This window comes from Kitasatospora gansuensis (assembly GCF_014203705.1).
GTDB classification, from domain to species: domain Bacteria; phylum Actinomycetota; class Actinomycetes; order Streptomycetales; family Streptomycetaceae; genus Kitasatospora; species Kitasatospora gansuensis.
Genome location: NZ_JACHJR010000001.1, coordinates 1 through 13,720, shown reverse-complemented (window position 1 = coordinate 13,720; position 13,720 = coordinate 1). Strand labels below are relative to the sequence as shown.

The following is a 13,720-nucleotide window of genomic DNA, read 5'->3' as shown; positions in this document are numbered from 1 at the left end:
GGTCCGGAGCGGCGGATCTCCCCGCGCGCAGCCGGCCTGGAGCGGCCGCCCGTGTGTTGGGTGCCACCGGGAGCCGGTCGTGGCGGGCCGGGGGAGTGGTCAGTGGGTGGGGCGGTCGGTCCGGTAGATGAAGTGCAGGCGGTCGTCGGCGGGGTTGTCGGGCTCCAGGGATGCCTCGGCGCAGCGGTGGAGTCCGGCTTTCTCCAGCATCCGCCAGGAGGCCCGGTTGGCGCGGTGGACGGGGATGACGATGCTCTGCGCGTCGGGGTGGTCGGTCCAGGTGGCCGTGATGATCGCCTCGATGATGCGGGTGCCGAGTCCTTGGCCGGTCAGCCGGGGGTCGCCGATGAGGTAGTCGAGGGTGATCGCCTGGTCGGGGATCTCGGTCTGGGAGGCGAGTTCGCCGAGGTACTGGGGGTAGTCGGCGAGCCGGCACCGCTGGACCAGGGCGACCGGGGCTCCGTCGAGGGCGACGAGGAAGTCCTCCGAGGGCTCCTCGCCCCGGACGGCCGGTGCGAAGTGGCGGGCGATCGCCTCGGGTGAGGTGTCGTGGTTCCACCAGCGGGCGACATGGGGCTGCAGGAGCCACTGCCTCAGTTGCGGGAAGTCCGGTTCGCCGACTCTGCGCCAGGTGATCGTCACGGGAGGCCTCACGGGATCGGGCGGGTGTGTGGGGCCTTTATCCCAGACGCACCGCCGCCGCGTCACCGGGATTCCCGCCCGCCCCGCGCCGGTGGACCGCCGCTCCGCCGCTCCGCCGGACCGCCGCTCCGCCGGACCGCCGCTCCGCCGGAGCGCTGCGTCACCTGATGCCGCGTCACCGGGATTCCCGCCCGCCCGGCGCCGGTGGACCGCCGCGGCCGCGCGCCGCCGGACCGCCGCTCCGCCGGACCGCTGCGCCGGCGGACCGCTGCGCCGGCGGACCGCTGTGTCATCTGATGCCGCGTCGTCTGGTCCTGTGTCGGTCCTGCCCGGTGTGGCCGGCGGCCGGGCTCTTGGGTGGGACCGGCCATCAATGGCCGGTGCCCGTGGCCTGGTGCTGTGGGTGGTGGGGTGGCCATCATCGCGGCGGCGGCCCGTCGGAGCCCGCGCCGGCGAGGCGTCCGGGGCCGTGTCCGCGAAACCCTTCCCCTTCTGCCGAACGTGAGACAGACATGCTGACTGTGCTGCCCGGCGGGCTGCTCGTGCCTGCGGCGACCGTGCCGGGGGTGGCGTGGTGAAGGCGCTCCAGGACGGTGATCCGCGGCGGGTGGGCCCGTACGAGCTGCTCGGTGTGCTCGGGGCGGGCGGTATGGGGCGGGTCTACCTCGGGCGGCTGGGTGAGGTTCTGGTCGCGGTGAAGGTGATCAATGAGGAGTTGACGCAGAACGGTGACTTCATCGCCCGGTTCCGGCGGGAGGTGACCGCGACGCGGGCGATGTCGGGGCCGTACTTCGCGGCGATCGTGGACCATGACGTGGACGCCGAGCAGCCGTGGCTGGCGACCGAGTACGTGCCGGGTCCGACGCTGAACGCGGTCATCGCCGAGCACGGGCCTCTGGACGTCGTGTCGGTGCGGGCGCTGGGGGTGCGCCTGGCCCAGGCGCTGGGTGCGATCCACGCGGCGGGGCTGGTGCACCGGGACGTCAAGCCCGGCAACATCCTGCTGGGGGCGGACGGGCCGAGGCTGATCGACTTCGGGATCGCGCGGGGTGCGGCGGTGACCACTCTGACGCAGACGGGGGTGGTGCTGGGCACGCCCCAGTTCATGGCGCCGGAGCAGCTGCAGGTGCGGGGGCGGGTCACGGCGGCGGCCGACGTGTTCGCGCTGGGGCTGGTGCTGGCCTTCGCGGCGACGGGGGAGCATCCGTTCGGGCAGACGGACTCCTTCGCGTTCGGGTTCCGGATCGTGCACGAGGAGCCGGACCTCGAGCAGGTCCCGGCGGACCTGGCCGGTGCGGTCCGCCGCTGTCTGGCCAAGGACCCGGGTGAGCGGCCGACCCCCGGGCAGCTGGGCGCGATGCTGGGCCTGGGGGAGGAGACCCTGGACCGCAGCGGCCTGGCGGTGCTGATCCGGCACGCGGGCGACACCGAGATTCCGTCCCCGCCGCGTACCCCGACGGAGCGCAACCACGTCGAACGCCCGCCCCGGCGGCGCCGGGCGCCGATCGCGCTGGCAGCCGTCGTCGCCGTTGCCGTCGGCACGGCCGTCACCGTCGCGCTGGCCCCGGGCGGCGGCACCCCGCAGGGCCTGGGCCCGACGGGCACAAGCCCCACCGGCTCGGCGGTGTCGGTGACGCCCACCGCACCGACGGCGTCCGCCGACCCGGGCAGCCCCACGGCCACCACGCCGCCGCCCCCGTCGCCGGCGCCCCAGGCGTCGGGCAGCGCGCCCGTCACCGAGCCGCCGCCGACGGGCGGCACCGACGGGTCGTCGGGCGGCGCGGCCGGCGGCACAACCGGCGGCGGCAAGAGCACCGGCAGCACGTCAGGAAGCGCCGGGGGCACCGAAACGCCGCGGGCGGCGGTGGCGGTACGCCGGGCGGGAACACCGCGGCGCCGGCGCCCGCGCCCAGGACCACGCCGGCCCCCACGCCGACCCCCACACCTCCGCCCCCGCCCCAGGGTTCGCCGCCTGCGGCGATGCCGGGCTACAACGCGACCTTCGACCACGGCTGCGTCGGGGCCTGCGACATGCCGCTCACCATGACGTGGTCCGCGCAGCCGGACGCGACCCGCTACGACGTCCGGTACGACAACCAGACCAGGAAGGTGAACACCGTCTACTCGACCTCGGGCACCAGCTACCACCTCACCGGCCCGTACTCCGGCGACCACGTCTGCATCGCGCTGCGGGCGGCCAACCAGTACGGGGCGTCCGCGTGGACGGAGACCTACTGCTTCGACACCCCGTACTGACGGGCCGTCACGGTGGCGGGTACACGGCGTCCAGGAGGCCGCGGACGAACCGGTCGGGGTCATCGAGGCCGGCGTGGGCCAGGGTGGCGGGGCCGCCGGTGAGCAGGTGGGGGATGGCGGCGTGCAGGGCGAGGGTGACGGCGGCGGCCCGCTGCACGGTGACGGGCAGCCCCGCCAGGCGCTGGGCGTGTTCGAAGCCCGTGAAGTCCGCGGCCGCGATCGGGTCGAGGACGGCGGCGAGTTCGCTGCGGCGGGCCGCCTCGTTCTGCAGTTCCAGGTAGGCGAGCATGCGGGGGCGGCCGGGGCCCGCGACGTCGCGCAGCAGTGCGCCGAGCAGGGCCGCCAGGCCCTCACGATCCGTGGGTCCGGCCCGGCCGGCCGTCAGTTCCGCGGTCACCCGGCGGTACTGCTCGACGCAGCGCTCGGCCGCGGCGCGCAGCAGGGCGTCCCGGGTGGGGAAGTAGTTCTTCGCGGTGCCCGGCGGCACGGCGGCGGCCGCGTCCACGGCCCGGTGCGTCAGTCCTCGTCCGCCCGCGGCGGCCAGGACCTCGATCGCGGCGTCGCGCAGCAGATCCCGGCGGTTCCCAGTCACCGTCAACTTCCTTCTTTCGTCGGTTCGTTGACCACGATACCCCAGCCGTGGTACCACATCTGTGGTGGTCCGCTGCTGGGCGGACCCGGCGACCGGGGGCGTGTGATGACGGGTACGGCCGTTGTGGTGGGCGCGGGAGTGGGCGGGCTGGCGACGGCGATCGGGCTGCGCCGGGCGGGCTGGCGGGTGACGGTGCGCGAGCGCCGCACCGAAGTGGAGTGCTACGGCACCGCGTTCGCTCTCCACCCCGGTGCGCAGGACGCCCTGGAGCGGCTCGGCGTGGGCGAGGCGGTGCGCGCCCGCGCGGTGCCCTACCGATCCGCGCAGGTCCGCACCCCAGGCGGGCGGGTGCTGGCCCAGCTCCCGCTGGAGCGCCTCGAACGCAAGGCGGGCCGCCCCGAACTGCTGATCTCCCGGCCCTACCTGATCGACGCGCTGCTGGCCCGGCTGGACGCCCTGGGCGAGGTCACCGTCCGCCTCGGCGAGAACGTCACCGACCCGGCCGCGCTGGCGGACGGGTACGACCTGGTCGTCGGCGCCGACGGCATCAACAGCGCGGTGCGGGAGGCGTGGTTCGGCAGCGGAAGCGGCCCGCGGAAGGTGGGCTCGGTCGCCTGGATCGGCATCGCCGACCTCGACAGCGCCGTGCACGGCGAGACCTGGGGCCGGGGCCGCTTCTTCGGCCTGACCCCCATCGAGGCGGGCCGCACCAACTGGTACGCCGCCGTCCCCGAGGGCACCGACGCGGCCGGCCTGCGCGCCCTCTTCGAGGGCTGGCACGACCCATCCCCCGCATCCTGGAGCGCGGCGACCCCGCGACGTGGCTGCGTTACGAGATGCGCCACCTCTTCCCCGCCCTGCCCACCTTCGTCCCACGCCGGCCAGGCCGGCAAGGTCGCCCTGGTCGGCGATGCGGCCCACGCCATGACCCCCAACCTCGGCCAGGGCGCCTGCACCGCCCTCCTCGACGCCGAAGCCCTCACCCGCGCCGTCACCCACCACGGCCGCTTGGCCCTCCCGGCCGCCCTGCGCGCCTACGACCGCGAACGCCGCCGCACCGCCCAGCGCACCGCCCTCGCCTCCCGCACCCTGCACCGCAATCGTCTCCACCGAACGCACCTGGCTCCGCGACACCGCGGCCCGCCTCCTGCCGGGCTGACCCGCCCCGGGGGCCCCGACAGCAGCAGCTCGACCGCTGCCCACCGTCCAGGCCGCTCCGCGCCTGCCCGGAAATCATCTCCGGAAGGCCGGCTGAGGAGCGGTCAGTCGGCGCTTCCGGGCCAGGGGTTCTGCCCGGGTTGGACGTATTCCATTTTTCAGGGAGACACCGGCGGGGGTTGGACCATGGCTGCAGTTGCACACAGAGCAGGGTGCGGTCCGTGATCCACTCGGTGGGGTGGCAGTCCCGCCCGTGTGAGTCGAGGTCCCAGCCGTGGTCGAGGTGTGAGCGCAACTGCGCGTAGACCGCGCTGAGATCCGGTTCGGCCGGGCTGGAGACGTAGTAGGTGGCTCTGCAGAGTCCCGTTGCGCAGCTCTGGGATCCGTCTTCGGTGGAGAGCCCGGCGGGGAGGGACAGCTGCTCGATGCCAGGGATCTGCTCGGCCCGGCTTCCGGTCCAGTACAAGGCACCCGCCCACAGGCACGCGATCATCGGGTAGAGGGTGAACACGACGACGCTCGCCGTCCCGATCACCGGCGGTTCACGGTGCCCGGCCTTCGCGTGCCGTGCATCCATCACCAAGCCGGTCAGCACCAGCGGGACCGGCAGCAGGATTGCTGCCAAAAGGGACGTCGTGCTGCCCTTGCCGGAGCTGCAGGACGCGGCTCGCCAGGCACCCGGCCGTGACCGCGCACACGAGCAGCAGGGCGGCAACCGTCTCTCGTAGGCCCCGCCGCCGGACCGAGGGCCACCAAGCCGCCAACGGGCACAGCACAACGAGCGTCACCATGGCCACAAGCATTCGGTGCCCCTCCGTTGACCGCGCCCCCGGCGGACAGACGCCGCCCCGGGGAGCGCGGTTCCACGGCGCGGCCGCCGGCCCTGCGCCGTCCGCGGCCTGTGGGTGTTCAGGTTCCCGAGTGGGTGGTGTGGCCGGGCAGGGGCCCGTAGGCGGTGCAGAACTCGCAGCCGCAGCTGGTGAGGGAGTTGGCCTGGCAGTGGGCGGTGGGCCAGTACCGGGAGGCGCACGGGCCGGGGCCGACGGGGGTTTCGTCGTCGGGCAGGGTACGCCGGCACCAGTCGCACCGGACGGCGGCGGGCACGCCGGCCTGGCGCAGCCGCCGGGCGGCTGCCTCGGCGTCGGCGAAGGGGATGTCCTCGCGTGCGGTGACGGGCGCACGGTCCAGCAGTTGTCGGCTGTGCCACAGGCTCAGGTTGGTGACCGCGACGACCGCTCGCAGGGCCGCTGGCCCGCCGGCCGAGGCGTCGGTCAGCAGGACAGCGAACTGAGGGTCCTCCACAGCTCTCCTCCGGACCGGTCGATGCGGGTGCCGCCCCCAGTCAACCGTTTGGAAGACAGCGAGTCCAAGGGGAAACCGTGCCGCTGCTCCCTCGCCCCGGAACACCGGCCTCGGGCAGGCTGCCGCCGGTGACTTCCCACCTGCAGCGATACCTGCACGGTGATCACGAGGGCGCCTGGGCCGACCTGCGGGCGCCTGGGCCCGATGCCCTGGCGGAGGACTGTGCCGCCGTCGCGGCCGAGACCATGCGAAGGGTCTCTCGGCACGTCGCCCGCCTCGCCGACGCCCTCACCGCTCTCGGCCCGCGACCCCCCACCCCGGGCTGCCCGCCAAGTACCGGCCGCCCCCGGGCATTTCGCGGCCCGGCCCGCTGCGATGATGACCGGATGAACGAGGACCCAGCCGCGCCGATGCCCGTCATCCTCGGCATCGACGACCTCCGGCCGCTCCCCAGAGCCACCCGGATCGCCCGCACGAGCCGCGACGGCATCCAGCTCCTCCGGGAGCACCGCGACGGCTACACTCGACGAACTCTGGCTCGACCACGATCTCGGCGGCGACGACAACATCCTGCCCGTGGTGACCCTCCTGGAGGAAGCCGCCTTCCACGGACAGCCCTTCGACATCGGAACGGTCTTCGTCCACAGCGCCAACCCCACCGGCGCGGCAACCGTCGTCCAGGCACTGACGCGCTGGAACTACCGGGTCCGCCGGGCAACGGCCTAGCGAAGCAGGCCAAGGCCCGGGTGCCGAAGCGTGCCCCCAGGGTGAACCGGGCAACTCGGCCTCACCGCACGGACGTTGACACCACTGCCGCCGAACGACCGCCCCGCTGCGCCGTACGGGACGGCACGGCGCGGTCCGTTCAGTGGAGGCGGGAGCGTTTCCCGGGTCCGGGAGGGGCCGGCCGTGGAGCGGCGGGTCCTGGCGGGCCGGGTCGGCCGCGGGTTTGCGGCGGGGGTTTCGGCGCGGGCGGCCTGCGCCGCGAGGGCGGCCTGCAGTGCCTGCCGGGCGGCCGCCAGTGCGATCGCCGCGGCCGGCTGCGGCTCGGCGATCTTGTGGCGGGCCATCAGTTCCTGGCAGGGGCTGCACCACACGGGGCTGGCCGGCGAGCCGTCGCCGTAGCGCAGGTCCTCCGGCGGCAGGTAGTGGGTGCCGCACTCGAGGCATTCGAAGAGCAGGCGCATCAGGCCCACGTCCCTGATCCGCCGCACCGTTCGCACGCCGAGGTGTGGTGTTCGACCCGCTGGGTCAGGGTGCCGGTGCCGGGGTCGATGTCGTGGGTGTGCCGGGTCTTGTCCGTCACCCGGCGGCCGCCGCACGCCGGGCAGAGCCGCGGCTGTGGCGCGCCGCCCGGTCCCGCGTCCTGTCCGCTCATGGACTCCGCCCTTCCCGCGATTCACATGTGCCGTCACCGTAGCGGAACGACCGCACTGCGTCAGCACCATGGCCGCAGGCACACACTTCCGGCACATGCCCGCCCGGCCGGCGTCGTACGCCCGCACGAGAGCCGAACGGCAACCGCACCCGGGAACAACGGTTGCGGAAGTTCCTAGCCGAGTGCCGTGACCCCCAGCAGCAGGACGCGCAGGCCGTTGTCGATCGCCGCGTCCCGTTCGGCGGCCGAGAGGCCGGGCTGGAGGTTGACGAGGATGGTGGCCAGCCCGTGCACGGTGGCCCAGCTGGCCGTCACCGCCGCGCCGGTCTCCTGCGGCGGCAGGATTCCCGCCCCGGTCAGCCGCTCGAGCGCCGCCAGGAGGATCGCGTCGGGCTGCGGCTGCCCCTGGGCGTCGGGGGCCGGCTGGTGGCCGGCCGATCCCGGGGTGCCGACCCCCGAGGGGTTGCCGTCCATGGCGGTCCGGAACAGTCCCGGCTCCTCGAGCGCGAACCGCACGTACGCGCGGCCGACTTCGCCCAGGTGGAACACGGCCGCCGCGCGCGGCCCAGGGGGCTCGGGGACGGCCGCGACATGGGCCGCCATGGCCGCTCCCAGCTCGCACAGGGCCTGTTTGGCCACCGCCGCCTTCAGTGCGGCCAGGGTCTTGAAGTGGCCGTACGCGGAGTTGGGGGCGACCCCGACGAGGCGGGTGACCTCGCGCAGGACCACCGCCTCCGGCCCGCCGGTGCGGGCCAGTTCGATGCCCGCTGTGATCAGTGCCGCCCGCAGGTCGCCGTGGTGGTAGGTGGTGCGGGTGCGGCGGGTGGGCTGGGTCATGTACGGATCCTGGCACGGACGGATCCGGGGCGGCCACCCGCTCCCGCGGCCCTTGCGGTGGGCGGCCACGGGCTACGGCGTGACGAAGCGCAGGCCCGGGAGGCCGCGGCGGCGGATCATCAGTTCGGCGACGACGATGTTGGGCAGCCAGCACAGGAACGGGACCGCGGCGTAGGCCTGGGCGACCATGTGGTCCACGTCGCCCCCGGCGGCCCGCCCCGCCAGCACCTGGAGCAGGATCAGCACGCCGAACCAGAGCCGCAGGGTCGGCGCCGCGAAGGTCAGGGCGAAGCTGCGGATCATCCAGGCTTGGTGCGCGGCGAAGGTCGCCCTGGCGGGCGGCCCGGTAGCCGCGGTAGGTGGTCCACCCCCAGAGCACGGCGAGGCTGCCGAAGCCGAAGAACCCGGCGAACGCCACGGAGTTGAAGAACGACATCACCAGCGCCGCCACCGAGCCCAGCCCGACGGCGGCCACGTAGGCGCGCCCGATCCAGCGGTGCACGCGGGGCAGGCGGCGCCGGATCGCGCGGACGAACTGGAACGGGCCCACGGCCAGGGCCCGCCCCGGCGGTGACGATGTGGACGTAGAAGGCCACCTGGACCGCGAGGGGCCGCTGCGCGTAGTCGGCGCGAGGCCGACCCGGCCGGCGGCGAGGTCCTGCAGGCTTGCCGGCCGCGTACTGGCCGACGGAGTAGCCGGTGATCGCCACCGACAGCAGCAGCATCACGGTCCAGCCGGAACGGGAGCCGCGCCGGGGCCGGCCGGTGGCCGTGGGCGGGCGGGAGGTCACTACGGGTGCGGACATGGCGAAGGGGCCCTCTTTCGGGGCGAGGCGAAGCGCGGGAGGGGCGGCACCAGCTCAATCTGTACAGTGTGAGTTTTAGTGCCCGTCCAGCACACGTGTCAACAGCTCCCGACAGCGCGCAGGCCAAGGAACCCAAGGGAAGATGACGGCCGGCTCAGCTTCACACCCGGCCCCCGGCCCGGGCGGCGACCGCCGTTCCCCGGGCACGGATTTCGTGTCAGCGGCGGTGAAAGGAGACACTGCGGGGAGTGCGGTGCCGATCAGGCCGCAACGCCGACGCGGGCCCGCGCGCCCGCCGACGCACGGCGGTACCGGCCGGCGTCCCACCGCCCGTACCGCACCGAAGGAGACCCCGCAGTGCCCTGGAAGTCCCACCTCACCTGGACCGGCCACACCGCCGGCAACGCCACCACCGTCCACCAGGGCCGCACCTGGCACCTGTCCAAGCACCTCAGCCCCCCGGACGCCCAGGGCCGCTACAGCCCCTACGAACGCTGGTACCTCCACGCCGACGACGGCCACGGCCAACCCCACCCCGACCTCGCCAGCGCCTCACTCGGCCGCAACCGCGTCAACGCCCAACGCCTGGCCGAACTGACCATCACCGGCTGGGAGAACAGCCACCAGCTGCGCCCCGGCGACGGCGTCCAGCTGTGGCGGCGCACCGACGGCGACGGCACCCTGGTCCCGCTGGACGAACTCCTCGCCGGACGGCACCGCTGACGCCGACCGCGGCCTCCGGGCCCCGCGCCGAGGCCTGACGGGCAGCGTCGGGTTTTCCGTCTGCGGGACAGGCCCGACCGGCTCCGACGGAGATGCCCCGGCGGTGCGCCGGATCAGGAGAGCGGCGGCCAGGGCCCGGCGAGCAGACGGGCGGCCTCGGCGACGATCCTCGTGGCGATGACCTCCTCCGGGTCGGCGAAGGCGGGGCTCCAGTTCCCGTACTCGGCGCCGTCGCTGACGATCGACTGCAGCGCGTCGGGACAGCCGAGCCGCGACCACGCCTCGACAGGGGGAAACCGGAGGGCCACCTGCGCCGTCGAACGGCCCCGCTGAGCCGGCCCCGGACCGGTCCGATGCCCGTCACGGGCCGGTGCCGCCCACCGTTCCGCTGCTCCGGTCCGGCTCTGCCACCCGGCTGTCCTGCCCGGCCGTCCGGCACGCGGTGCCCGGGCTCGCCCGGGCTGCCCCGGCCCTCCTGGCGTACTGCGCGGGGGTCAGGGCCATGGCAGCCGGCTGGACTGCCGGTAGTTGTCGGCGTCCGGGGAGTACGGCCCGCCCTTCGGCTTGCGGAACAGCCGGGCGAAAGCGACCAGCTTCGCCCCCAGTCGTCCAACCGGACTCCTCATACCGCTGTCCTCCCCGTACGGTGCCGCCCGATGGCACAGCCCTCCCCGCAGGCTAGGCCCAGCCGGGCTTCAAGGAGCCTGTGTTGAGCGAGACTTGAGGACGAACAGCGCATTGCCGTCACCTGGGCGGGCGTCGCGGTGCCGTTCGTACTGCCGGTCAGCGCACTCAGCTGGGCCGCGGTCGGGCCGGACCGGCCCGAGGGCCGGCGCGACCGGCTCTGGTTCGACCTGCGCGTGGACGCCAACTGGGCTGAGGAGCAACTGAGTTCGCGCATCCACCAGGTCGGCGAGGCCGGAGCGCGACGACCGGCCCACCGGAGCGCTCCGGCCGGGCAGCGTGCGGCGGGGCTCGGGCAGAGCGGTTCCGACCGCGGCCGGGACCAAGGCTGCGGCCTCCTCCCCGAGGAGGAGAGCGCGGCGACCGATCGGCCGAAACCCCGGACCGGAAGGCCGATCCGGCGGCCGGCGGCCGTCCGCCAGGCTTCGAGACATGACAGACCACCACCGCACCCAGTCAAACTCCAGCCCCCACCGGCATTCTGACGCTCCGTCGGCACATTCCCCGGGCCCCGGCCGGACGCCGCGCCGTACTCGCCGGCGCGGCCGGCCTGCTCGGCGCGGCAGGACTGGCCGCCGCACCCACCGCCGCCGCGTCCGGGGCACGTACCGTGCCGCGAGGACGTTTCGCGGGGAAGGTGGTGGCCATCACCGGGGCCACCTCGGGGATCGGCCGCGCCACCGCGCTGGCCTTCGCCGCCCAGGGCGCCGCGGTCGGCTTCTGCGGGCGGCGGGCCGAGCTCGGGGCCCAGGTGGAGCGCGAGATCCGCCGGGCGGGCGGCACCGCCCGCTACGTCCGGGCGGACGTCCGGGTCGAGAAGGACGTGGAGAACTTCGTCCGGCAGACCGTCGACTCGTTCGGCGGCCTGGACATCGCCTTCAACAACGCGGGCATCAGCCGCACCGCCCGGCTGCACGAACTGGGCACCGACACCTTCGACGACGTGATGGCGACCAACGCGCGGGGCGTGTTCCTGTCGATGAAGTACCAGATCCCCCACCTGCTGGCGCGCGGTGGCGGGGTGGTGATCGTGACCTCGTCCTCCGCCGTCGAGGTGGCCCGGCCGCAGGGCGCGGCGTACTCGGCGGGCAAGCGCGCGGTCCAGGGCCTGGTGCAGGCCGCCGCGCTCGACTACGGCCGCGACGGCATCCGGGTCAACGCGATCATGCCGGGCACCACGGACACCGCGCTGGTACGGCCGCCGGGGATGGACGACGCGACCTGGACCGCCGCGAGGGCGTGGCTGGGCGAGCAGAACGTCGACGGGCTGCACCGCATCGCCTCACCCGAGGACATCGCCCAGGCGGTCCTGGGCCTGGCGGCGGACGACTTCGCCTACATGACCGGAGCCGGCGTCTTCGTCGACGGCGGCGCCAGCGCCGGCCGCCGCCTGCTTGTCCCGCCCCGGCCCTGACCGGAGAACACCCGGGCCGGCCGGGGGCCTTGACTACCTGGTGGCCCGGGGGTCGCGCGCGCCCAGACGGTACCTGCTGACGAGCCGTCCGAGGAAGGCGGCGTTGACGAGGGCGGCCGACACGGTGGCGGTGAGGAAGAGGACGGGGTGGCCGGGCCTGAGTAGAACTGCTCATTCCGTCCTGCGCATGTCCCGGTGTCGCCGCCGGGCCCTGGCCGCTGCCGGGGCGGGCCCGGCGAACTGACGGACTCGTCCGACGATGCCGTCGGCACCCGGGCCGCCGGGAGCCCGCGGCCGGGGCGCCGGCAGGGGCCGTGAGCCGGAATAGTTCGGCGGAACCACGTTGTTGATCGGGCAACCAGCGATTGACGAGGGGTCAGCCATGTCTGTGAACGGGACGGTCGCCGAGGGGTTCGAGGGCGTCCGGGAGGAGTTCGAGGCCTTCCTCGCCGAGGAGCCGGCCGAGCCGGGCGCGCAGCTCGCCGCGTACCTGGACGGGCGGCTGGTGGTCGACCTGTGGTCCCAGGGCGTCGAACGGGAGAGCCTGACCGGCGTCTACTCGGTGACCAAGGGCGCCGCACACCTGCTGGTCGCCCTGCTGGTGCAGGACGGCGTGCTCGAACTGGACCGCGAAGTGGCCTCGTACTGGCCGGAGTTCGCCGCCGAGGGCAAGGGCCGGCTGACCCTGCGCGAGCTGCTGGCGCACCGGGCCGGGGCGATCTCGGTGGAGGGCGGGTTCACGGCGCAGGAACTGGCGGACGACCGGCTGGTCGCCGGGCGGCTGGCCGCGCACAAGCCCTACTGGGAGCCCGGCACCGCGCACGGCTACCACGCCACCGTGATCGGCGCGCTGACCGGCGAGGTGGTGCTGCGGGCCACCGGGCGCACCCTGCAGGAGCTGTACGAGGAGCGGATCCGCGCGCCGTACGGCCTGGACCTGTTCCTCGGGCTGCCCGAGGAGTTGGAGCCGCGCTTCGTCAGCCTGCAGCGGGCCGAGCCGACACCGGATCAGCTGGCCGCCTTCGCGGCGCAGCCGCTGCCCGGCAAGGACGGCCTGTTCGCGACCTCCTTCAACCTGCGCACCGACCTGGTGGACTTCGTCAACCGGCGGGAGACCCGGGCCAAGGGCCCGGCCTCGGCCGGCGGCGTGGGCAGCGCCCGCGGTGTCGCCGGGATGTACGCGGCGGCGATCAGCGGCCTCGGCGGCCTGGGCCCGCTGCTGAAGCCGGAGACCGTCACCGAGTTCACCACCCTGCACTACCCGGGCACCGACCTGGTGACCGGCTCGGTGGACAACTTCGCGCTGGGCTTCGAGACTTCGGGCCTGCGCTACCCGTTCCTCGGCGCGAACGCCTTCGGCCACCCCGGGGTGGCCGGCGCACAGGGCTTCGCCGACCCGGCGAGCGGCGTGGCGTACGGCTACACCCGGCGGCGGTTCACCTTCCCGCCCTCCGGCGGCGCACCGGAGAACGACCAGCTGGCCGCGGCCGTGGTGGCGGCCGCCCGAACGGCGCGCTGACGCCGGTGAGGGGCCGGGGCGGCCGGCCCCTCACCGCCCGCGCGCTCTCCGGCCGACTGCGGATCAGTATCGGACGGTCCGTCAGGATCGTTCCCAGGCCGGGCTGTTGGGTCCTGGCGCTGTGTCCGCGAAGGTTCAGCGGGGTGGGCCGGGGTCTTCCCTCTGCCGCAGATCAGCGCGATGCTGCCCGCAGGGAGGGCGACATGAGCTGGATGGGACCGAGCACCGCTCGCGAGGTGACGGTTCCCGACACCGTCGGGCTGACCGTGACCGATGCCCGCACAGTCGCGTCGGAAGCCGGCGTGGCCCTCGCCGCCGCCGATCCGGACGGCCCACCGGTCGGGGCACTGACCTGGCCCGGAGTCTGGGTGGTCACCGCCCAGACTCCCGCCCCCGGCACCAGGATGCG

At 74.4% G+C, this 13,720-nt stretch carries 15 protein-coding genes and 3 pseudogenes; 9 read left to right on the top strand and 9 right to left on the bottom strand.

All coding sequences use genetic code 11. From position 1 onward, the window contains the following. Positions 1-99: 99 nt before the first annotated feature. A complete protein-coding gene (locus tag F4556_RS37730) occupies positions 100-642 on the bottom strand; it encodes a GNAT family N-acetyltransferase (protein ID WP_184910473.1) in 543 nt (180 codons plus the stop codon). 574 nt (positions 643-1,216) lie between these two features. On the opposite strand from F4556_RS37730, the gene F4556_RS00075 reads away from it, so the two are divergent. Further along, entirely contained in the window at positions 1,217-2,689 is a 1,473-nt protein-coding gene (locus F4556_RS00075; protein ID WP_184910471.1) for a serine/threonine-protein kinase, read from the top strand. Further along, on the top strand, positions 2,686-2,898 hold the full coding sequence (locus tag F4556_RS00070) for a hypothetical protein (RefSeq protein WP_184910469.1): 213 nt from the start codon (positions 2,686-2,688) through the stop codon (positions 2,896-2,898). Before F4556_RS00075 ends, F4556_RS00070 begins: the two co-directional genes overlap by 4 nt. Before the next feature lie 7 nt (positions 2,899-2,905). Here the strand turns inward: F4556_RS00070 and F4556_RS00065 are convergent, their stop codons facing one another. Beyond that, positions 2,906-3,490 carry a TetR/AcrR family transcriptional regulator gene (locus F4556_RS00065; protein ID WP_184910467.1) on the bottom strand — a complete coding sequence of 195 codons (585 nt, stop codon included), beginning with the start codon at positions 3,488-3,490 and terminating at the stop codon, positions 2,906-2,908. Positions 3,491-3,595: 105 nt separating this feature from the next. Between F4556_RS00065 and F4556_RS00060 the strand changes: the two are divergent. Then, a pseudogene (locus tag F4556_RS00060) lies at positions 3,596-4,649 on the top strand (FAD-dependent oxidoreductase). A 502-nt stretch (positions 4,650-5,151) separates the two neighbouring features. Beyond that, entirely contained in the window at positions 5,152-5,376 is a 225-nt protein-coding gene (locus tag F4556_RS00055) for a hypothetical protein (protein WP_184910463.1), read from the top strand. Positions 5,377-5,557: 181 nt separating this feature from the next. Here the strand turns inward: F4556_RS00055 and F4556_RS00050 are convergent, their stop codons facing one another. Continuing rightward, positions 5,558-5,950 carry a ribosomal protein L7/L12 gene (locus F4556_RS00050; protein ID WP_184910461.1) on the bottom strand — a complete coding sequence of 131 codons (393 nt, stop codon included), beginning with the start codon at positions 5,948-5,950 and terminating at the stop codon, positions 5,558-5,560. A 567-nt stretch (positions 5,951-6,517) separates the two neighbouring features. Between F4556_RS00050 and F4556_RS37725 the strand changes: the two genes are divergently transcribed. Next, positions 6,518-6,676: a hypothetical protein gene (locus tag F4556_RS37725; RefSeq protein ID WP_313069147.1), complete on the top strand. Its 159-nt coding sequence runs from the start codon at positions 6,518-6,520 to the stop codon at positions 6,674-6,676. Positions 6,677-7,136: 460 nt separating this feature from the next. Here F4556_RS37725 and F4556_RS00040 read toward each other — a convergent pair whose 3' ends face one another. From F4556_RS00040 to F4556_RS39665, 4 genes and pseudogenes are all read right to left on the bottom strand, one after another. Then, positions 7,137-7,328 carry a hypothetical protein gene (locus F4556_RS00040; RefSeq protein WP_184910459.1) on the bottom strand — a complete coding sequence of 64 codons (192 nt, stop codon included), beginning with the start codon at positions 7,326-7,328 and terminating at the stop codon, positions 7,137-7,139. Between the two features lie 174 nt (positions 7,329-7,502). After that, the gene (locus F4556_RS00035) at positions 7,503-8,165 is read right to left on the bottom strand and encodes a TetR/AcrR family transcriptional regulator (RefSeq protein ID WP_184910457.1); all 663 of its coding nucleotides are present in this window, start codon (positions 8,163-8,165) and stop codon (positions 7,503-7,505) included. Between the two features lie 72 nt (positions 8,166-8,237). After that, positions 8,238-8,483, bottom strand: a pseudogene (locus F4556_RS38905) (DUF2306 domain-containing protein); the annotation flags it as partial. A 73-nt stretch (positions 8,484-8,556) separates the two neighbouring features. Next, positions 8,557-8,667: pseudogene (locus tag F4556_RS39665) on the bottom strand (hypothetical protein); the annotation flags it as partial. Between the two features lie 661 nt (positions 8,668-9,328). Here F4556_RS39665 and F4556_RS00025 point away from each other — a divergent pair. After that, on the top strand, positions 9,329-9,694 hold the full coding sequence (locus F4556_RS00025) for a hypothetical protein (RefSeq protein ID WP_184910455.1): 366 nt from the start codon (positions 9,329-9,331) through the stop codon (positions 9,692-9,694). Positions 9,695-9,807: 113 nt separating this feature from the next. On the opposite strand, the gene F4556_RS00020 is transcribed toward F4556_RS00025, so the two are convergent. Together F4556_RS00020 and F4556_RS38900 are read right to left on the bottom strand one after the other, a co-directional pair. Next, the gene (locus F4556_RS00020; RefSeq protein ID WP_184910453.1) at positions 9,808-10,002 is read right to left on the bottom strand and encodes a hypothetical protein; all 195 of its coding nucleotides are present in this window, start codon (positions 10,000-10,002) and stop codon (positions 9,808-9,810) included. A 186-nt stretch (positions 10,003-10,188) separates the two neighbouring features. Beyond that, a complete protein-coding gene (locus tag F4556_RS38900; RefSeq protein WP_281403623.1) occupies positions 10,189-10,320 on the bottom strand; it encodes a hypothetical protein in 132 nt (43 codons plus the stop codon). A 668-nt stretch (positions 10,321-10,988) separates the two neighbouring features. On the opposite strand from F4556_RS38900, the gene F4556_RS00015 reads away from it, so the two are divergent. From F4556_RS00015 to F4556_RS00005, 3 genes are all read left to right on the top strand, one after another. Further along, a complete protein-coding gene (locus F4556_RS00015; RefSeq protein ID WP_313068080.1) occupies positions 10,989-11,792 on the top strand; it encodes an SDR family NAD(P)-dependent oxidoreductase in 804 nt (267 codons plus the stop codon). A 382-nt stretch (positions 11,793-12,174) separates the two neighbouring features. Then, a complete protein-coding gene (locus F4556_RS00010; RefSeq protein WP_184910451.1) occupies positions 12,175-13,311 on the top strand; it encodes a serine hydrolase domain-containing protein in 1,137 nt (378 codons plus the stop codon). 203 nt (positions 13,312-13,514) lie between these two features. After that, the coding region (locus F4556_RS00005) for a PASTA domain-containing protein (protein WP_184910449.1) at positions 13,515-13,720 on the top strand (206 nt) is incomplete at its 3' end.

What these genes read in the sequence shown, in the direction of transcription:
- F4556_RS00070 (WP_184910469.1), top strand. Translation starts at nt 2,686, where the DNA reads ATGACGTGGTCCGCGCAGCCGGACGCGACCCGCTACGACGTCCGGTAC.
- F4556_RS00040 (WP_184910459.1), bottom strand. Translation starts at nt 7,328, where the DNA reads ATGAGCGGACAGGACGCGGGACCGGGCGGCGCGCCACAGCCGCGGCTC.
- F4556_RS00035 (WP_184910457.1), bottom strand. Translation starts at nt 8,165, where the DNA reads ATGACCCAGCCCACCCGCCGCACCCGCACCACCTACCACCACGGCGAC.
- F4556_RS38900 (WP_281403623.1), bottom strand. Translation starts at nt 10,320, where the DNA reads ATGAGGAGTCCGGTTGGACGACTGGGGGCGAAGCTGGTCGCTTTCGCC.
- F4556_RS00010 (WP_184910451.1), top strand. Translation starts at nt 12,175, where the DNA reads ATGTCTGTGAACGGGACGGTCGCCGAGGGGTTCGAGGGCGTCCGGGAG.